17 protein-coding genes are annotated in these 19,504 nt (G+C 66.7%); 8 read left to right on the top strand and 9 right to left on the bottom strand.

Features of this window, described 5'->3' with window-relative positions; genetic code table 11:
• Positions 1-62: 62 nt before the first annotated feature.
• The 7 genes from rbfA (at position 63) to HSX14_RS26445 (ending at position 6,330) form a co-directional block, all read left to right on the top strand.
• Positions 63-452, top strand: a complete 390-nt coding sequence (gene rbfA / locus HSX14_RS26475; RefSeq protein WP_173178968.1) for a 30S ribosome-binding factor RbfA — start codon at positions 63-65, stop codon at positions 450-452.
• 2 nt (positions 453-454) lie between these two features.
• A complete protein-coding gene (gene truB, locus HSX14_RS26470; protein ID WP_173178965.1) occupies positions 455-1,372 on the top strand; it encodes a tRNA pseudouridine(55) synthase TruB in 918 nt (305 codons plus the stop codon).
• A gap of 92 nt (positions 1,373-1,464) precedes the next feature.
• Positions 1,465-1,734: a 30S ribosomal protein S15 gene (rpsO, locus tag HSX14_RS26465; protein ID WP_111260160.1), complete on the top strand. Its 270-nt coding sequence runs from the start codon at positions 1,465-1,467 to the stop codon at positions 1,732-1,734.
• A 167-nt stretch (positions 1,735-1,901) separates the two neighbouring features.
• Positions 1,902-4,010: a polyribonucleotide nucleotidyltransferase gene (pnp, locus tag HSX14_RS26460; RefSeq protein ID WP_173178964.1), complete on the top strand. Its 2,109-nt coding sequence runs from the start codon at positions 1,902-1,904 to the stop codon at positions 4,008-4,010.
• Positions 4,011-4,108: 98 nt separating this feature from the next.
• Entirely contained in the window at positions 4,109-5,521 is a 1,413-nt protein-coding gene (locus tag HSX14_RS26455) for a DUF4013 domain-containing protein (RefSeq protein ID WP_173178962.1), read from the top strand.
• Positions 5,522-5,721: 200 nt separating this feature from the next.
• Positions 5,722-6,075 (top strand): BON domain-containing protein, encoded by a 354-nt coding sequence (locus HSX14_RS26450; RefSeq protein ID WP_173178960.1) that lies wholly within the window; start codon positions 5,722-5,724, stop codon positions 6,073-6,075.
• Between the two features lie 57 nt (positions 6,076-6,132).
• The gene (locus tag HSX14_RS26445; protein ID WP_021217892.1) at positions 6,133-6,330 is read left to right on the top strand and encodes a CsbD family protein; all 198 of its coding nucleotides are present in this window, start codon (positions 6,133-6,135) and stop codon (positions 6,328-6,330) included.
• 84 nt (positions 6,331-6,414) lie between these two features.
• On the opposite strand, the gene HSX14_RS26440 is transcribed toward HSX14_RS26445, so the two are convergent.
• The 9 genes from HSX14_RS26440 to HSX14_RS26400 form a co-directional block, all read right to left on the bottom strand.
• Entirely contained in the window at positions 6,415-7,869 is a 1,455-nt protein-coding gene (locus HSX14_RS26440) for a rhomboid family intramembrane serine protease (RefSeq protein WP_173178958.1), read from the bottom strand.
• A gap of 38 nt (positions 7,870-7,907) precedes the next feature.
• Positions 7,908-8,204: a DUF2845 domain-containing protein gene (locus tag HSX14_RS26435; protein ID WP_111260156.1), complete on the bottom strand. Its 297-nt coding sequence runs from the start codon at positions 8,202-8,204 to the stop codon at positions 7,908-7,910.
• A 61-nt stretch (positions 8,205-8,265) separates the two neighbouring features.
• Positions 8,266-8,589 carry a DUF2845 domain-containing protein gene (locus tag HSX14_RS26430; protein WP_111260155.1) on the bottom strand — a complete coding sequence of 108 codons (324 nt, stop codon included), beginning with the start codon at positions 8,587-8,589 and terminating at the stop codon, positions 8,266-8,268.
• Between the two features lie 127 nt (positions 8,590-8,716).
• On the bottom strand, positions 8,717-11,662 hold the full coding sequence (locus tag HSX14_RS26425; RefSeq protein WP_173178956.1) for a DUF748 domain-containing protein: 2,946 nt from the start codon (positions 11,660-11,662) through the stop codon (positions 8,717-8,719).
• A gap of 100 nt (positions 11,663-11,762) precedes the next feature.
• A complete protein-coding gene (locus HSX14_RS26420) occupies positions 11,763-12,782 on the bottom strand; it encodes a class I SAM-dependent rRNA methyltransferase (RefSeq protein ID WP_173178954.1) in 1,020 nt (339 codons plus the stop codon).
• 248 nt (positions 12,783-13,030) lie between these two features.
• On the bottom strand, positions 13,031-14,212 hold the full coding sequence (locus HSX14_RS26415) for an acetyl-CoA C-acetyltransferase (protein ID WP_175384283.1): 1,182 nt from the start codon (positions 14,210-14,212) through the stop codon (positions 13,031-13,033).
• A gap of 88 nt (positions 14,213-14,300) precedes the next feature.
• Entirely contained in the window at positions 14,301-15,176 is an 876-nt protein-coding gene (locus HSX14_RS26410) for an oxygenase MpaB family protein (RefSeq protein WP_173179156.1), read from the bottom strand.
• 77 nt (positions 15,177-15,253) lie between these two features.
• A complete protein-coding gene (gene acs, locus HSX14_RS26405) occupies positions 15,254-17,191 on the bottom strand; it encodes an acetate--CoA ligase (protein ID WP_173179158.1) in 1,938 nt (645 codons plus the stop codon).
• A 107-nt stretch (positions 17,192-17,298) separates the two neighbouring features.
• Entirely contained in the window at positions 17,299-18,384 is a 1,086-nt protein-coding gene (locus HSX14_RS26400; protein WP_173179160.1) for a DJ-1/PfpI family protein, read from the bottom strand.
• Positions 18,385-18,506: 122 nt separating this feature from the next.
• Here HSX14_RS26400 and HSX14_RS26395 point away from each other — a divergent pair, with 122 nt between their 5' ends.
• Positions 18,507-19,496: a GlxA family transcriptional regulator gene (locus HSX14_RS26395; protein WP_173179162.1), complete on the top strand. Its 990-nt coding sequence runs from the start codon at positions 18,507-18,509 to the stop codon at positions 19,494-19,496.
• Positions 19,497-19,504: the final 8 nt, after the last annotated feature.

The following is a 19,504-nucleotide window of genomic DNA, read 5'->3' as shown; positions in this document are numbered from 1 at the left end:
GGCGTTTGCCGCTTTTGAACCCCCTGGTTTCTAGGCCCGGGGGAGAGTGCAGGTAGCAGGAAATGGCAAAAGAATACAGCCGTACCCAACGTATCGGCGATCAGATGCAGCGCGAGCTGGCACTGCTGATCCAGCGTGAAATCAAGGACCCGCGCCTGGGCCTGGTGACCATCACCGGTTGCGACGTGGCCCGTGACCTGTCCCACGCCAAGGTGTTCATCACCGTGATGGGCCAGGACGACAACGCCGAAGTCATCAAGCAGAACACCGACATCCTCAACGATGCCGCCGGGTTCCTGCGCATGCAGCTGGGCCGTGCGATGAAGCTGCGCACCGTGCCGCAGCTGCACTTCAACTACGACGCCAGCATCCGTCGCGGCGTCGAGCTGTCGGCGCTCATCGAGCGTGCCGTGGCCGAGGATCGCAAGCACCAGGGCGACAGCGAGGAATAACCGTGGCCCAGGTGAAGCGCATCCGCCGCAATGTCAGCGGCATCCTGATTCTCGACAAGCCCCGTGGCATGAGTTCCAACCAGGCCCTGCAGAAGGTGCGCTGGCTGCTCAATGCCGAGAAGGCCGGCCATACCGGCAGCCTCGATCCCCTGGCCACCGGCGTGCTGCCGCTGTGCTTCGGCGAGGCGACCAAGTTCTCCCAGTACCTGCTGGATGCCGACAAGGGCTACGAGACCCTGGCCCAGCTCGGCGTCACCACCACCACCGGGGATGCGGAAGGCGAAGTCCTCGAGCGTCGCGAGGTGACCGTCGGTCGTGCCGATATCGAGGCCCGTCTCGCTGATTTCCGTGGCGAAATCAAGCAGATACCCCCGATGTACTCGGCGCTGAAGAAAGACGGCCAGCCGCTGTACAAGCTGGCACGCGCGGGCGAGGTAGTGGAGCGCGAAGCGCGTTCTGTTACTATTGCGCGCCTGGAATTGCTGGCCTTCGAGTCCGCCCAGGCGAGATTCGCCGTGGCCTGCAGCAAAGGCACCTACATCCGTACCCTGGTCGAAGACCTCGGCCAGGTGCTTGGATGCGGGGCGCACGTGGCGGAACTGCGTCGTACCCAGGCAGGCCCCTTCTCGCTGGCCCAGGCCATCACCCTGGATGAGCTGGAGAAAGCCCACGCCGAAGGCGGCAACGAGGCACTGGACCGGTTCCTCCTGCCCGAGGACAGCGGCCTGGAACATTGGCCCCTGGTCCAGTTGAGCGAACACAGTGCCTATTACTGGCTGCATGGCCAGCCGGTAAGGGCTCCCGAGGCGCCGAAGTTCGGCATGCTGCGGGTGCAGGACCACAACGGTCGCTTCATCGGCATCGGTGAAGTGAGCGATGACGGGCGTGTAGCGCCGCGTCGACTGATTCGGTCGGAATGACCGATTCGAGGGTGGCTGTTAATAGGCACGGTCACTCCTCCCTTTAAAACACGGGATTCGTTCCCGGCCTATTACCTCAGAGGAAGCCCATCATGGCACTGAGCGTTACTGAGAAAGCCCAGATCGTTAACGAGTACAAGCAAGCTGAAGGCGACACCGGTTCTCCGGAAGTGCAAGTTGCACTGCTGACCGCCAACATCAACAAGCTGCAGGATCACTTCAAGGCCAACGGCAAAGACCACCACTCCCGTCGTGGTCTGATCCGCATGGTCAACCAGCGCCGCAAGCTGCTGGACTACCTGAAGGGTAAGGACACCACTCGTTACAGCGCCCTGATCGGTCGTCTGGGTCTGCGTCGCTAAGACGCACTCGAGCTGGAAGCTGGAAGTCGGAAGCTGGAAGCGGGGCCTTGGCCCTGCCTCCAGCTTCTGGCTTCCAGCTTCAGGCTTTTTTCGAGGAGGACGACGGGCCGATTCCCGTGCCTTCCGCAGATTTCCCCCAAAGGCAACAAAGAGAAGGTAAAGACACCGTGAACCCGGTAATCAAGAAATTCCAGTTCGGTCAATCGACCGTAACCCTCGAGACTGGCCGCATCGCCCGTCAAGCTTCCGGTGCCGTTCTGGTCACCATGGACGAAGACGTCACCGTGCTGGTGACCGTGGTCGGCGCCAAGCAGGCCGATCCGGGCAAGGGCTTCTTCCCGCTGTCCGTCCACTACCAGGAAAAAACCTACGCAGCCGGCCGCATCCCCGGTGGTTTCTTCAAGCGTGAAGGCCGTCCTTCCGAGAAGGAAACCCTGACCTCGCGCCTGATCGACCGTCCGATCCGCCCGCTGTTCCCGGAAGGTTTCCTCAACGAAGTGCAGGTCATCTGCACCGTCGTCTCCACCAACAAGAAGACCGATCCGGACATCGCCGCGATGATCGGTACTTCCGCTGCCCTGGCCATCTCCGGCATCCCCTTCGCCGGCCCGATCGGCGCCGCCCGCGTGGCCTACCACGAGAGCACCGGCTACCTGCTGAACCCGAACTACGAGCAGCTCAAGGCCTCCAGCCTGGACATGGTCGTTGCCGGTACCCAGGACGCCGTGCTGATGGTTGAGTCCGAAGCCCAGGAACTGACCGAAGACCAGATGCTCGGTGGCGTGCTGTTCGCCCACCAGGAATTCCAGGCCGTTATCAACGCCGTCAAGGAATTCGCAGCCGAAGCCGGCAAGCCGACCTGGAACTGGACCGCCCCGGTCGAGAACACCGCCCTGCTCAACGCCATCAAGACCGAGTTCGGCGAGGCTATCTCCCAGGCCTACACCATCACCATCAAGCAGGACCGCTACAACCGCCTCGGCGAGCTGCGTGACCAGGTCGTCGCCCGCTTCGCTGGCGAAGAAGCCGGTCAGTTCCCCGCCGGTGAAGTGAAGGACGCCTTCGGCCTCCTGGAATACCGCACCGTCCGCGAGAACATCGTCAACGGCAAGCCGCGCATCGACGGTCGCGACACCCGCACCGTACGTCCGCTGAAGATCGAAGTCGGCGTCCTCGACAAGACCCACGGTTCCGCCCTGTTCACCCGTGGCGAAACCCAGGCCCTGGTCGTTGCCACCCTCGGCACCGCCCGTGATGCCCAACTGCTGGACACCCTGGAAGGCGAGCGCAAAGACGGCTTCATGCTGCACTACAACTTCCCGCCCTTCTCCGTGGGCGAGTGCGGCCGCATGGGCAGCGCCGGCCGTCGCGAGATCGGTCACGGCCGCCTGGCCCGTCGTGGTGTCGCAGCCATGCTGCCGAAGAGCGACGAGTTCCCCTACACCATCCGCGTCGTATCGGAAATCACCGAATCCAACGGTTCCAGCTCCATGGCTTCCGTCTGCGGCGCCTCCCTGGCCCTGATGGACGCCGGTGTGCCGATGAAGGCACCGGTAGCCGGTATCGCCATGGGCCTGGTGAAGGAAGGTGACAAGTTCGCCGTCCTGACCGACATCCTGGGTGACGAAGACCACCTGGGCGACATGGACTTCAAGGTAGCCGGTACCGCCAAGGGTGTGACCGCGCTGCAGATGGACATCAAGATCAACGGCATCACCGAAGAGATCATGGAGATCGCCCTGGAGCAGGCTCTGGAAGCGCGCCTGAACATCCTCGGCCAGATGAACCAGGTCATCGGCCAGTCGCGTACCGAGCTGTCGGCCAACGCCCCGACCATGATCGCGATGAAGATCGACACCGACAAGATCCGTGACGTCATCGGCAAGGGCGGCGCCACCATCCGCTCCATCTGCGAAGAGACCAAGGCCTCCATCGACATCGAAGACGATGGCAGCGTGAAGATCTTCGGCGAAACCAAGGAAGCTGCCGAGGCCGCGCGCCAGCGCGTACTGGGCATCACCGCGGAAGCCGAGATCGGCAAGGTCTACGTCGGCAAGGTCGAGCGCATCGTCGACTTCGGCGCCTTCGTCAACATCCTCCCGGGCAAAGATGGCCTGGTGCACATTTCGCAGATCAGCGACAAGCGCATCGACAAGGTCACCGACGTCCTGCAGGAAGGCCAGGAAGTGAAGGTACTGGTGCTGGACGTGGACAACCGCGGCCGCATCAAGCTCTCCATGAAAGATGTGGAAGCGGCTGAAGCTTCGGGCGTCTAAGCCCAGGCGACGGTAAATGAGAGAGGGCCCCTTGCGGGCCCTCTTTTTTTTCCCGGAAAATGGCGCGCCGCCAGTATCCGACCCAAGGAAGCCAGGTCATGGACAAGACCTTCTGCAAGTACCACCAGGCCCAGCCTGCCACCTGGCACTGCCCGCCCTGCGAGCGCCACTTCGGCGATTGCTGCATCCCGCTCAATGCCGACGAGCCCAATGAGTCACCGGCCTGCCCGCTGTGCCGGGCGCCGCTGCATTTCCTCGGCGCAGCCAACACCGCCCAGCCCTTCTGGGAGCGCATTCCCCAGTTCTTTCTTTACGGCCTGCAGACCGGCCCCCTGGCCTTCGCCGGGCTTCTGGCCCTGGCCAGCCTGTTCATGCCGCGCTCGCTGATCCTCTGGATCGCACTGTTCAGCATCGCCACCAAGTACTTCCACAGCGTCATCGAGGCTGCCAGCGAAGGCGGGCGTGAAGCCCCGGGCCTGGCCACGGCCTTCGTCGGCGAGGGGTTCTCGCTGTTCATCAAGCAACTGGTGGTCTTCCTCGTCGCCTTCGGCGTGCTCTGGCTCGCCGCCGACTTCCAGAGCGAAGCCCTGTTCTGGGCGGTGAACATCGGCCTGATGCTGCTGATGCCCGCCAGCATCATCCGCCTGGCGCTGAATAAGGAGCTGGGTGCGGCGCTGAGCCCCGAACAGCTGGGCGAGGTGATCAAGGCCATGGGCTGGCGCTACCTCATCCTCTGCATCTTCCTCTTCGCCCTCTGGCAGTCGCCGGACTACGTCACCTACCTGCTCTCCCACGGGCTGCCCCGTGTGGTGCTGTTGCCCATCGCCGCCTTCCTGTTCGGTTATTTCGGCGTGGTGATGTGCAGCATGATGGGCTATGCGGTCTTCCAGTATCAGGGTGCCCTGGGCTTCGCCATCGCCGAGGAGGGCGCCCAGGAAGGCTTCCCTGCCGCAGAGTGGCGACGCCGCCGCGCCCTGGCCGAGGCCGAGGTGCGCATCAAGGAGGGCCAGAGCGGCACCGCGCTGGAAACCCTGACCCAGGCGCTGCAGCGCGACCCCGACGACCTCAAGCTCAACGAGCGCTTCCACCAGCTGCTGTTCGGCCTCAACGACCGCTCGCGCTGCCTGCGGCACCTCGAGCACTACCTGCCCCTGGCGGCGCGGCTGAACGCTCCCCTCGGCGCCACCGCCCTGCTCAACGCCCGCCAGCTGCAGGCGGACTACATGCCGGCGGATGCCCAGGTCTGCGAGCGTATCGCCGGCGCGCTGATCGATCGCCACAAGGTGCGCGAGGGGCTCAGCCTGCTGCGCAATCTGCACCAGCGCTTCCCCGACTACCCCTTCATTCCTCGAGCCTACCTCCTGGCCGCGCGCGGCTTCGCCGAGGGCCTCGGGCAGGTGGAACCGGCGCGCAAGCTCCTGGGCTATATCCGGACGCGCTACCCCGGCACTCCGCTTCTGGAGGAGGTGGGGGCGCTGGAGTCGACGCTCGATCGGCTCGCGTCCCACTGAATGGATCGATCGTGCAAAGTGCACGTGCCGCTTGGCTGGAAATTGCAATCTGCAAGTAGGTCGCGTTTGGCTTGTTTGACTAAGTGACTGATAAATAAGGTTTAATTTTTGTTCTCCGGCTTGGCACAGGCCTTGCGATATCTACAGTGACTGCAGACAGGACAACGCTGCAGAGACCTGTAGAACATAGGAGAACAACCATGAAACAGTCTTTCAACAAGTGGACCCTCGCTGCCGTAGCCGCTACTGCCCTGAGCCTGCCGCTGGCCGGCACCGCCTTCGCTGCACAGCCCACCATGCTGGCTGCCAGCGAAACCGTGAACAAGGCTGAAGAGGCCGTTTCCGATACCTGGATCACCAGCAAAGTGAAATCCAGCTTCCTGGCTGACAAGAACCTCAGCGCCCTGGACATCAAGGTCGAAACCAACAAGGGCGTCGTTTCGCTCTCCGGTGTGGTCGCCAGTGACGCCGAGCGCGACCTGGCCATCAGCACCGCCAAGACCATCAAGGGTGTTACCGCGGTATCGGCCGACGGCCTGAAATCCGCTGAATAACCCCTGTGGCCGGTCGCCCATGATCGGGCGGCCGGCATGCGAAGGAAGGAGAGCGCCATGAATTCCGACATCATCAAAGGCAAGTGGAAGCAGCTCAGCGGCCGTCTCAAGGAGCGCTGGGGCAACCTCACCGACGACGACATCGACGTGGCCGAAGGCCACAGCGAATACCTGGTCGGCAAGCTGCAGGAACGCTATGGCTGGACCAAGGAAAAGGCCCAGGACGAGCTGCGCGACTTCAGCAGCAAGCTCTGATCCAGACGATCGACGAAAAGCCCCGGGCCGCCACCCGGGGCTTTTTGTTGGGCGATGCGCGGCGGTCGGGTAGGGCGTAGAGGCTCAGCGCGCCAGGTGTTGCTGGTACAGGCCCAACTGGTGCGTCTGCTCGGCTTCGGGAAAGGCCTTGCGCATGAAGCTGGCCAGCTCGGCGACGCCGCGCAGGTCCCGGCGTTGGCCGAGTTGCTTGGCCAGCATCAGGGTGAGGCCGGGAAGCTGGGCCGGCGGCGTGGCAGCCCGGCCCAGGGCACGCCACGGGGCCAACGCCCGCGGCCCTTCGCCAACCTTCAGCAAGCCCTGTAGCAGGTGCAACTGGATGGCTGGGTGCTGCAACAGGCGGTTCTGCGCATCGCCGGCATCATCGGCCAGACGGCACAGCAGCGAGTGGGCGAGGTTCGGGTTGGGCAGGGCGAAGAGCTGCTTGAGCACGGCGCTCATCAACGGTGCATCGTTGCGGGTCCTGGCCACCGGGTAGAGGCGTTCGAGCAGTTCGAGGCGGCCGGGATAGCGGCTCAGCAGGTCCAGGCCACGGGCCGGCACCTGGTCCAGGGCGAAGCGGCCGATCAACTGGTCAAGTGCCGCCAGCTCGCGCTTGAAGGGCGCGTCCGGGTCCTCCTTGGCCAGGTACTGCTCGTCCACCTTGAGCCCGCCCAGGCGGCGGGGCAGCCAAGTGCCAAGGAAGCCGAAACCGAGCCCACCCAGGTGCGCGTAGTAGTTGACGTGGTCGTTGGCCAGCAACAGGCCATAGAGCTCCTTGCCCATCCAGATCGGCAGGATCCACAGCGCGGGAGCCTTGAAGTAGCCGATCAGCGGGCCCAGCCAGTAGAAGAAGTTGATCTTCCTCAGCCCGTACACGCCGATGTACATGCCCATCAGGCCGGCGACCGCGCCGGATGCGCCGATGCCGGGCACCCAGCCCGGGTCCAGGGCCCACCAGAGCAGGTGCGAGGCCAGGCCGCTGGTGATGTAGAGCGCCAGGTAGGCGGTGCGGCCCAGGGCCCGCTCCAGGGCGAAGCCGCAGATGAACAGGAAAATCATGTTGCCCAGCAGGTGATCGAAGCTGCCGTGCAGGAACATCGCACCGAACAGGCCTTCGACGGTGAAGCGCTTGGGCACGAAGCCGAAGCGGTAGCTGCTGATGCGGTCGCGGGCCGCCTCGGCGCTCGCGCGTGCCTTCTGCCAGGCGGGGTCGGCCTGGTAGGCGGCGGAGCGGTGCAGCTGGTCCTCGAACTCCAGGTCGCGCAGCACGTAGCCGGCCAGGTCCTGGCGGCGCGCGGCGTCGATGCCGTGGCGTTCGTCGGCGTCCAGCTCATGGCGTTGCGCCAGGCTCTCGATGAACAGTGCGCGTTCGCGGTTGAGCAGGCCCCCGTCGAGATAGAGCCGCGTGGCGACCTCGGTGCGTTCGCTGTCACCGCCCTGGTAGGCGAGGTAGATCAGCGTATTGAGGATGACCAGCAGCAGGGTGATGACGGGCGGACGTTTCCAGTCCAGCGGGTGTTCGGCGGGGAGAATGACCAAGCGGGACGTCCTTGTCGCGGATCGGATTCAGGGGTGGGTCAGTCGCGTTTGCTTTCCACCGAGTTGAGGCGGCCACCGATGAAGTCCAGGTAGTAGTACATGCCGTTGACCGGCCCGTAGACCCATTCCTCCACCTGCATCTCCTGGCGCCCGCTGCGGGTCTCGGAGTAGCCGATCAGGTTGCGGCTGACGGGGTCGCCGCACTTGCGCTGCACCTCGACGGCGCGATCGCCCTCGCTGACCAGCGCGCTGCCGCAGCGGAAGGTGGCGGCGGATGCTTCGTGGGCCAGCAGCAGGGCCGGCAGCGCAAGCAGGGAAAACAGCAATCTCTTCATGGTGGGCATCCTGTCCGGGGAAAAATGGGTGGCAGAGCCTAGCACTGCCGGTTCATGGCTGTCAGTCGCCACGCTTGCTCTCGATCTTGATCAGCTTGTTCCCTTCGAAGCGCAGGTACTGGTACATGCCGTTGCGCGGCCCGTAGACCCACTCTTCCACCAGCACTTCGCTGGTGTTGCCGTAGCGATCGACCTTCTCGCGGTAGCCCAGGCTGGAGCGACTGGCGGGGTCGCCGCACTTGCGTTGCACCTGCGAGGTGCTGTCGTCCTGGCTGATCAGGCCACCGCCTTCGCAGCGCAGCGTGGAGGAGGCCTGGGCGGATGCGGCGGCCAGGAGCAGGGGCAGGGCGAGCAGGGGTAGGATCTTCACGAATGCTTCCGTCATTCAGGTTGGGATTTCAGCCTACGCCGCCGTGGCGCGGCTGTCAGCAGGGCCGGGTGCCGCACGAAAACTCGTGCAACACAGCCGCTTGGACAGAGGGAAAGAGGGGGAATTCCAGGGGCCCGGGCAGCTATTCGCTGCCCAGTTGCAGGGGGGTGTCGACCTTGCCGTCCGCGTCCGCCTCGCCGAGGCTGACGTCGAGCATGTACACGCGCTCGTCCTGCAGGCCGCCACGGTCCACCAGGTAGTCCTTGATAGTGGCGGCGCGGGCCTGGGCCAGCTGGCGCAGCAGCAGCTCGCTCTGCGCCCAGGAGCCGATCACCGCCTCGCGCATCTTCGCCGTGCGCTCGTCGCTGCCGAGGTCCTTCCATTCGGCGGGCGGCTGCTGCTTGAGGCGGGTGCGGTAGATGCCTTCGAGCATCGGCGGCTTCTCGCCTTCCGGCACTTCCAGCTGGGCCGGCTCGGCGGGCACCTTGTCGCCACGGCGCTGGGCGATCTTGTAGTAGGTACTCTGGTATTCGCGCTCCAGGCGCTGGGCCGCGAGCAGCGGGCCGTCGCTGGACATGGCGCTCATGCCTTCGACTTCCAGGCGCAGCGCCGGGCGCTCCTTGAGCGCGGCGGCAAGGGTGTCCAGGGTGCCTTGCGCGTCGGCGGACAGCTCGCTGCTGCCGGCGGCGAAGGGGACATTGCTGAGGTCCTGGTCGCCGCCACCGGACACCAGCCCGGCGACGAACTTGAACGGCGCCTGCGCTGCGCGCAGCACCAGGTTGCGCAGGGTCTGCCAGACGATGGGGGCGACGCTGAACTGCGGGTCCTTGAGGTTGCCGGCGACCGGCAGCTCGATGTCGATCTTGCCTTCGGTGTCCTTGAGCAGCGCCACCGCCAGCTTGATCGGCAGGTCCACCGCATCCGGGCTGTCGACCTGCTCGCCCAGTTGCAGCTGTTCCAGCACCAGGCGGTTCTGCGCTTTCAACTGGCCCTTCTCGATCTGGTAGTGCAGGTCGAGATTGAGGCGGCCCTTGCGGATGCGGTAGCCGGCGAACTTGCCGGAGTAGGGGGTCAGGGTGGTCAGCTCGACGCGCTTGAAGCTGGTGGCGATGTCCAGGGATTCCAGCGGGTCGAAGGGGGTCAGGCTGCCCTTGATGGTGACCGGGGCGTAGCGGTCGACCTTGCCCTTGATGTCGACCGTAGCCGGCGTCCGGGTGCGGGTGTCGAGGGTGCCGATCTCGCCGTTGAGCTGCTGGATGGCCGTGGCGAAGTTGGGTGTCAGGCTGAAGTCGGCGAAGTTGGCCGAACCGTTGCTGATGCTCACCGCGCCGACATGGATGTCCAGTGGCTTGCCGGCGGGCTCGGGCTTGGCGTTGGGGGCGGCGGGCTGCTTGATCACCAGGTCGCTGGCGTTGGTGGTCAGGTCCTCGTTGATGATGAAGCGTGCGTAGGGCTGGTTGATGCCGACCTTGTCGATGGACAGGCTCTCGCCATGGCGATAGGCCAGGCCCTCCACCAGAAGCTGTTGCCATTTGACGAAGTCACGCTCCTTGAGCGTGTCCAGGGTGTGCAGCTGGTTGACCAGCGCGCGCCCGGTAATGGTCAGTGCCAGGGGCTCGGTGCCGGTCAGGGCGACGTCGAGGTTGCTGTCGAGCATGCCGCTGCGCAGTTCCAGGCGCACGAAGGGCTCCATGTAGGCCTGGGCCACGCGCAGGTCGATGTCGCGGGTCTCCACCTTCAGCTTGGCGGTGGTCGGCTTGAGCTGCACCTGGCCTTCGGCCTTGAGCTTGCCCTGCTTGCCGAGGCCGGTGTCCACCGCCAGCTGGAAGGGCGACTCGCCCAGGCTGTCGAAGTCCTTGAGGTCGAGGTTCAGCGGGCCGACGTCGATTTGCACGGGGCTCTTCGGCACGCGGTCGGCCAGGTGCACCTTGTAACCGCGCAGCTGGGTGTCGCGCAGCAGCACCTGCCAGGGCTTGCCGGGGGCTTCCTGCCTGGCTTGGGCCGGCTGGGCGTCCGGGGCGGGCTCGGCGGCTTTCGCGTCCTTCGCTGCCGGTTCTTGCCGGGTCTCCTTCGCCGGGGCCTTGGCGTCGCCGGCGAACAGCTTCTGCCAGTCCAGCTGGCCATCGGCTTCGCGGGCGGCCCAGGTCTCCAGGTTCTGGCTGCGGATCTTGCCGACCACCACCTGCTGCTTGGCGAGGTCCAGCGAGCTTTCGCTGACTTCCAGGCTCTCAAGGTTGACCAGTGGGCGCCCGTCCGGGGCCTTGATGGCGAAGGGCGCGACCTTGATCGCCGTCTGTTCCAGCTTCAGTTCGGTGCCCTTGGCCAGGCTCAGGTGGTACTGGGTGGCGAGGCTGATGGTGCCCTTCTCCAGCGCCAGGGGCACCGCGTCGCGCACATAGGGCCAGAAGGCCTTCATGTTGCCGTCGGTGACCTTGAGCTCGCCCCTGGAGGCGAAGGGCACCAGGCTCAGGCTGCCCTGCCAGTCGATGCGGCCGCCATAGGGGCCGGTGGCGACCAGCAGCATGTCGGTGTTGTCGTCGCGAAGGGTGCTGAGGTTCTTCAGTTCGAGGTTCAGCGAGTCGTAGACGAACTCGATGGCGTCGCTCGGGCGCAGGTCCTGGAAGTGCAGGCCGCCTTCGACCAGGCGCACGCTGTCGATGCGCAGCGGGAACGGGTCGCTGGCGGGCTCCTCGGCCTTGGGTTCGCTGGGCGGGACCTGGAACAGCTGGCTCAGGTTGAGCGTGCCGTCCTTGGTGAACAGCACTTCGGTGGTGGACTTCTCCAGCTCCACCTCGGCCAGGTGCAGGGCCCCGGTCCACAGGCTGTCGAGCTGCAGGTTGGCGTGCAGGCGCTGGAAGCCGATCTGCTCCTTGCCCGCTTCGCCGATGTGCAGGCCCCAGAGGGTCAGCTCGAGGCTGAAGGGGTTGAGCTGGATGCGCTCGAGCCGTGCGGGGACCTTCGCGTACTGGGCCAGTTGCTGGTTGACCACGCGAAGGGCGACCCCGGGGATGATCAGGAAGCCGAGCAGGCTGTAGAGAGCGATGACGATCAGCAAGGCGCTGATGGCGCGTTTCAATCCTTTGTGCATGGTGAGGCGTCGACTATCCCGGCGGAGGTGGCTTGGAGTATGGCACGGCCGCAAGGTTCCGACAGACGGTTGCGGGTGGTTTCGTTGGGCGGTTCTCGCTTCAGAAATGCAGCACCAGGGTCTTCAGCGGAGGGCGCTCATCGAGGGAGGGGAAGTCGCTCGCCGGCGCTAGCTGTTCCCACTCCCGCACCGGTCGGCCGAGCTTGCTGGCGCAGCGCAGCACCTGCTCGCGCCAGTCCTCGATGTCCACCTTCGCGAGGTTGTTGCAGCAGATCAGCGTGCCGTCTTCGGCAGTGGCCTGGATCGCCGGCTTGAGCAGGCTCTGGTAGTCGCGCAGCAGGTCGACGGTGCCGAAGGCGCTCTTGGCCCAGGCCGGCGGGTCCAGGAACACCAGGTCGAAGCGGCGCTGTTCCAGGCGTGGGTAGCTGGGCAATTTCTGCCCGTGGCGGCGGGCGATGGGCTGGCCGGCGAGCTGGCGGATGGCGGGGAAGTAGTCCGATTGCACGAAGCGCATGGGCGTGAGCCCGGGGTTGAGCGCAGCGTTTTCGCGGCCGACGGCCAGGTTGCCCTCGGCGAAGTCGAGGTTCCACACCTCGCTGGCCCCGCCCGCTGCGGCAGCCAGGCCGACGCCACAGGTGTAGGCGAAGAGGTTGAGCACCGACTTGCCGGCGGCGTGGCGCTTTACCCAGCCGCGGGCGTTGCGCAGGTCGAGGAAGAGCAGCGGGTCCTGGCCGGGATGACGGCCGCGTACCCGGTAGTTCAGGCCCCACTCGTGGCCGACGAGGTCGACCAGCGCGTCCGGCTCGGCCTGGTACACGGTGTCGCTGCGATCGATGCGCGAGTTGCCCTGGGAGCGGTCGTTGTAGACCGGCAGCAGTGGCTCGCCGAGTCGTTCCTGCACCTGTGCGACGGCTTGCAGCAGTTCGTCCCGTTGCAGCGTCTGGTGGAAGCTCTGCACCAGCAGTTGCGGGCCGTAGCGGTCGATGGTCAGGCCGGAGGCGCCTTCCTGGCTGCCGTGGAACAGGCGATAGCAGTCGGTGCCTTGCGCATGCAGCTCGGCGAGCAGGGGCTGGCGGGCATCGAGTGCGGCGCGCAGCGCCTGGGGGAGGTTGGAAGGCATGCGCGGCGTCTCGCAGGTACAGGAAAGGTCGCGCAGTTTAGCAAAGCGGGCGGGGCTGTTCAGTGGGCCCCCGCGTTCGCGAGGGTGACAAGGTGCACGGGGCTTCCCTCATCCACCGTCATTCCCGCGCATGCGGGAACCCACTAAATAGCCCTCGTTCTGTTTCAGCGGCCCCCCGCGTTCGCGGGGGTGACGAGGTGCGCGGGACGTCCCTCATGCACCGTCATTCCCGCGTACGCGGTAACCCACTAAAAGCGCTCGATCGCCAGCGCCACGCCCTGGCCGCCGCCGATGCACAGGGTCGCCAGGCCCTTCTTCGCATCGCGCTTGATCATCTCGTGCAGCAGGGTCACCAGCACGCGGCAGCCGGAGGCGCCGATGGGGTGGCCGATAGCGATGGCGCCGCCGTTGACGTTGACCTTCTCGGCATCCCAGCCCAGTTCCTTGCCCACGGACAGGGCCTGGGCGGCGAAGGCTTCGTTGGCTTCGATCAGGTCCAGCTCGCCGAGGTTCCAGCCGGCCTTTTCCAGGCAGCGCCTGGTGGCCGAGACCGGGCCGATGCCCATGATCGCCGGGTCGACGCCGGCGTTGGCGTAGGCGGCGATGCGCGCCAGCACCGGCAGGCCCAGGGCCCTGGCTTTTTCGGCGCTCATCAGCAGCACGGCGGCGGCGCCGTCGTTGAGGCTGGAGGCGTTGCCGGCGGTGACGCTGCCGTCCTTCTTGAACGCCGGCTTGAGCTTGGCCAGGGATTCGGCGGTGGTGCCGGCACGGGGCTGCTCGTCGGTGGCGAAGGCGATGGGGTCGCCCTTCTTCTGCGGGATCAGGATGGGGGTGATCTCGTCCTTGAAGCGCCCGCCCTCGATGGCCGCGCAGGCCTTCTGCTGGGAGGCGGCGGCGAAGGCGTCCTGGGCTTCACGGCTGATGCCGTACTTCTCCACCAGGTTCTCGGCGGTGATGCCCATGTGGTAGTCGTTGAAGGCGTCCCACAGGCCGTCCTGGATCATGGTGTCGACCAGTTTGGCGTGGCCCATGCGCAGGCCGGTGCGGGCGCCGGGCATGACGTAGGGGGCGAGGCTCATGCTTTCCTGGCCGCCGGCGATGATCACCTCGGCGTCGCCGCAGCGAATCGCCTGGGCCGCCAGGTGCAGGGCCTTGAGGCCGGAGCCGCAGACCTTGTTCAGGGTCATGGCCGGCACGGCGTGGGGCAGGCCGGCGAGGATGGCGGCTTGGCGCGCGGGGTTCTGGCCGGAGCCGGCGGTGAGCACCTGGCCGAGGATGACCTCGTCCACCTGGGCGCCGTCGAGGCCGGTCTGGGCCAGCAGCTGGCGGATCACCGCGGCGCCCAGCTCGGGGGCGGGGATGTTGGCCAGCGAGCCCTGGAAGCTGCCGACGGCGGTGCGGGTGGCGGCGACTATGACGACGTCTTGCATGATTTCTGTCCTCGAGGCTGGGGTTCGGTTCAGGTCATGACCGGAAAGTGGGCGATGGTCGCACAGGGCCGAGTGACCGGCCAGCCACTCAGCGGGTGGGCAGGCCCATGCGCCGGCGTGCGCGACTGGAGGCGCCGTTGCGCAGGGCCCAGCGCAGCATCGGTGCTGTGCGCTGTACGCCGGCGCGGATCAGGGGGCGCTGCCAATCGGGCAGGCGCAGGCCGAGCATCGTCATGGCCCAGGTGGGCAGCAGCTCGATGCCGGCCTGCATCATCAGGTTGCCGAAGGGCTTGGCCAGGGCACTGGGCGCTGGGGCATCGCGCAGCAGGCGCACCACTTCGAGGGTGCGCTCGTCGCAGAGCATCTGCGGGCGCATGGCCTCCAGGTAGTCGGCGACGGCCTGGCGCGACTTGGGTACGTTGCGGGCACCCAGGCGTTCGGCCACCAGGGCGATTTCCTCGTAGTAGCGGTCCTGGTCGGCGCCGGGCATCGCTGGGTCGAGGTGGCGCAGGTAGGCCCCGAGGAAGCTGCTGACCTCGGCGACGTGCACCCAGGTGAGCAGGTCCGGGTCGCTGGCCGCATAGGGGCGGCCGTCGGGCGCGCTGCCGACCACCTGCAGGTGGATGGTGCGCACCTTGTCGATCAGCCATTCGGCATCGCGGGTGTTGCCGTAGGTGGTGCCGGAGATGAACAGGCTGGTGCGGCGCAGGCGACCGAGCATGTCCTGGCGGAAGTTCGAGTGGTCCCACACGCCGGCCAGGGCGAGGGGGTGCAACATCTGCAGCAGCAGCGCGCTGATGCCACCGATCATCATCGAGGTGAAGTCGCCATGAACTTTCCAGGCCATGGAGTTAGGGCCGAACAGGCCGGGATCGCCCTTGGGGTTCTCCAGGTCGATCTGCCCGAGGGAGGCACCGGTGAGGCTGAGTATCTGGCTTTCGATGCGGGTACGTAGGAGTTCCATCGTCAGGCGTTCGAGGCAGGCCGGGAGCTGGCGCCTGGGGATTCTTCAGGCTTCCAGCTCCCGGTTTCAAGCTTTATCTACTGGTTCAAGCGCTTGTCGATGAGGCTGTCGACCACCGAGGGGTCGGCCAGGGTGGAGGTGTCCCCCAGGCTGTCCAGCTCGTTGCAGGCGATCTTGCGCAGGATGCGGCGCATGATCTTGCCTGAGCGGGTCTTCGGCAGGCCGGGCGCCCATTGCATCAGGTCGGGCTTGGCGAAGCTGCCGATTTCCTTGCCGACCAGGGCCAGCAGTTCCTTCTTCAGTTCGTCGCTGGCCTCCACGCCCTTCATGGTGGTGACGAAGGCATAGATGCCCTGGCCCTTGACGTCGTGCGGGTAGCCGACCACCGCGGCCTCGGCCACGTCGTCGTGCAGCACCAGGGCGCTTTCCACCTCGGCGGTGCCGATGCGGTGGCCGGAGACGTTGATCACGTCATCGACGCGGCCGGTGATCCAGTAGTAGCCGTCCTCGTCGCGGCGTGCGCCGTCGCCGGTGAAGTAGTAGCCGGGGTAGGCGGAGAAGTAGGTTTCGATCATCCGCTTGTGGTCGCCGTAGACGCTGCGGATCTGGCTCGGCCAGCTTGATTTGATGGCGAGCACGCCGGAGCCCGCGCCTTCGATTTCCTTGCCCTGCTCGTCCAGCAGCACCGGCTGCACGCCGAAGAAGGGGCGGGTGGCTGAGCCGGGCTTGAGTGCCGTGGCACCGGGCAGCGGGGTGATGAGGATGCTGCCGGTCTCGGTCTGCCACCAGGTGTCGACGATGGGGCAGCGCTTCTCGCCGACGACGTGGAAGTACCACTCCCAGGCTTCCGGGTTGATCGGCTCGCCGACGCTGCCGAGCAGGCGCAGGCTGGCACGCGAGGTGCTGCGCACGGCCGCGTCGCCTTCGCGCATCAGGGCGCGCAGGGCGGTGGGGGCGGTGTAGAAGATGTTCACCTGGTGCTTGTCGATCACCTGCCAGAAGCGCGAGGCGTCGGGGTAGCTGGGCACGCCCTCGAACATCAGGGTGGTGGCGGCGTTGGCCAGGGGGCCGTAGACGATGTAGCTGTGGCCGGTGACCCAGCCGACATCGGCGGTGCACCAGTAGATGTCGCCCTCGTGGTAGTCGAAGACGTACTTGTGGGTCATCGCCGCACCCAGCAGGTAGCCGCCGGTGGTGTGCAGCACGCCCTTGGGTTTGCCGGTCGAGCCGGAGGTGTAGAGGATGAACAGCGGGTCCTCGGCGTCCATCCATTCCGGTGCGCACTCGTCCGAGGCGCCGCGCAGGGCCTCGTGGTACCAGATGTCGCGGCCCTCGACCCAGGCGATCTCGCCCTGGGTGCGCTCGACCACGACTACGGTGGAGACGTCCGGGCAGTCCTTCAGCGCCTTGTCTACGTTCTGCTTCAGGGGCACGTACTTGCCGCCGCGCACGCCTTCGTCGGCGGTGATCACCGCGCGGCAGTCGGCGTCGAGGATGCGGTCCCGCAGGGCGTCGGGGGAGAAACCGCCGAACACCACCGAATGCACGGCGCCGATGCGCGAGCAGGCGAGCATGGCGTAGGCCGCCTCGGGGATCATCGGCATGTAGATGCACACGCGATCACCCTTCTTCACGCCCCGCGCCTTGAGCACGTTGGCCAGGCGGCAGACGTGCTGGTGCAGCTTGCGGTAGGTGATCTGCGCGGACTCGGTGGGGTTGTCGCCTTCCCAGATGATGGCGACCTGTTCGGCGCGTTTCTCCAGGTGGCGGTCGATGCAGTTGTAGCTGACGTTGAGCTTGCCGCCCTTGAACCACTCGGCCTGGCCCTGGCGCAGGTCGCTGCTGTGCAGCCGGTCCCAGGGCTTGAACCAGTCGAGGAACGCCGTGGCCTGTTCGCTCCAGAACTCCTCGGGGTTGTCCACGGACTGCTGGTAGAGACGCAGGTAGGCGTCGTTGTCGATGAAGGCGCGCTTGCGCACCTCATCGGGCACGGCATGAAGGCTGATTTCGTACATGAGGCGGGGTCCTTGTTCTTGTGTTACCGCGGTGCCGGCTAGGGTGCACCCAAGCAGTTGCTCGGTTCAAGTGGCGGCTTCGCAAGGCGTTTGAACCCCCCGTGGAATCATTCGTTCAGGCCTGGCGCGTATTCCAGCTGGCGCGCCACCAGGTCGGCGGTGTCCTGGCCGTGGCGGTCGGCGATGGCCGCCAGGGTGCTGTCGAAGAGCTGGGCCAGCAGTGCGTCGTCCTCGTCCAGGCGGGTGATGCCCGGGTGCCCCTGCACGGGCTCGGGCAGCAGGACCAGGCCGTTGCGGGTGCGGATCGGCTCGGCCGTCTCGGCCAGGGCGAGCGCCTCGGAGCGGAACGTCCGCGACCAGGCGTCGGCGCGCAGGGCCAGGGCCATCTCGTCCACGCCCGGCTGCACCGGCAGGCCCAGTTCCTCGTGCCTCCAGAAGGCGAGGAGGTTGCCTGCGGCCGTCAGGTAGCCGCCCGCCCCGAGCTGGAAGCCGGTGCCGTCATGCCGTGACGACCAGCCCGGCTGGCCGATTTCTCCTGCCAGCGCCCGTGCCTTGTCGCGGCCGCCGATGGCCTCCACCAGGGCCAGGGTGGCGGGCAGGGCGGCGCTGACTCCCGCCGTGGTAATCACCTTGCCGTCGGCCAGGTAGCGGCGGTCATCCACCCAGCGGGTGTCGGGGAAGTCGCCTTCGCGCTGGCTGCGCGAATACCAGTGGCCGGTGGCGCGGCGCCCCTGGAGCACCCCGGCGTTGCCGAGCACCAGCACGCCGTCGCAGATGGCGACGAGGGTCGCGCCCTTGTCGGCTTGCTGCCTGACCCAGCGCAGCAGCGTCGGGTCGTCGCTGTGGTGCACCGCCGGCACGATCACGTAGTCGGCGCCTTCGGGGTGGCGGCGGTCGAATGCGTCGATATCGGCATCGGCCAGCAGGCGCAGCGCCGGCATCATCTGCATCGCCCCGGGGCGCGTGGAGAGTGCGACGACCTCGGCGACCCCGGACCGGGAAAGCAACCCGTAGGGGATGACGTAGTCCACCAGCTCGGTCATGCCGTTCTCGCCGATCACCGCCACCAGCGGGCGCTCGCGGTCGAAGCGCTGCTGGTAGGCGGGGAGCCGGTCGGGGTCCTCATCGGCGAGCGAGGGCAGGGGGTGGCCAAGGGTGAGGCCGGCGAGCAGTAGCCAGGCGAGGCGGATCATGGAAAGGGTCCTTGTCGATGGGGGGCTGGCCCAGTGTGAGGCACCCGTCTCTGGCGCGAATGACAGGCATGGATGAAAATCCGCCAATCCTTCTCAGCGCTGCGATGGCCCGCGAGGTGCCCATGACCATTGCCGACGAACCGGCGCCGCATCTTGTGGTGCTGCTGGTCTTCACCGATTTCCAACTGCTCGATGCCACCGGCCCCGCCGAGGTCTTCGCGGCCGCGGGCGAGCAGTTGCCGGCGGGCGCGATGCGGCCCTACCGCCTGCGTACCGTGGCGCTGGAGCCCGGCCTGGTGAGCTCCTCCACCGGCTTGCAGCTGCAGGCCGAGGCGCTGCCACCCGTGGACGAGCTGGTGGGCTGCACCCTGCTGGTGGCCGGCGGCCATGGCGTGCAGCGGGCGATGGGGGCGGCCGCGCTCGCCGCCTGGCTGGTGGCGGCAGCCGGCGTGGCGCGGCGCTGCTGCTCGGTGTGCACCGGTGCCTTCCTGCTTGCCCGCGCCGGGCTGCTGGAGGGGCGCCAGGTGGTGACCCACTGGCGCTATGCGTCGCTGTTGCAGCGCTTGCTACCGCGAACGCGGGTACTGGAGGACGCGCTGTTCGTGCGCGACGGCGCCTTCTACAGCTCGGCGGGTGTCACGGCGGGCATCGACCTGTGCCTGAGCCTGGTGGAGGAGGACCTGGGGCGCGAGGTGTCCCTGCAGGTGGCCCGAGGCTTGGTGGTGTACCTGCGACGGCCGGGCGGGCAGCGTCAGTTCAGCGCCGAGTTGCTGGCCCAGCAGGCCCCTCCGGGTGGGCTGGTGGAGCGGCTTTCGGCGTGGTTGCGCGAGCACCTGCAGGAGGACCTGGATATCGAGGCGATGGCGGCGGCCGTCGCGGTCTCGTCACGCACCCTGCACCGGCACTGCAAGGAGGAGTTGGGGATCGGCCCGGCGCGCCTGTTGTTCCAGATGCGCCTGGAGGCGGCCTGCCGGTTGCTGGAGGACGGGGCGGCATCGCTCAAGCGCACGGCGCAACGCACCGGCTTCATCAACGAATACAACCTCAGGAGGGCGTTCGTGCAGGGATTGGGAGTGACGCCGAGCGAGTACCGCCAGCGCTTCTGCCGCTAGCGGCGAGG

The sequence above is a fragment of the Pseudomonas tohonis genome (assembly GCF_012767755.2).
GTDB lineage: Bacteria > Pseudomonadota > Gammaproteobacteria > Pseudomonadales > Pseudomonadaceae > Metapseudomonas > Metapseudomonas tohonis.
Note: the sequence above shows the minus strand (reverse complement) of the source record. Positions and strands in the feature narration are given on the sequence as shown.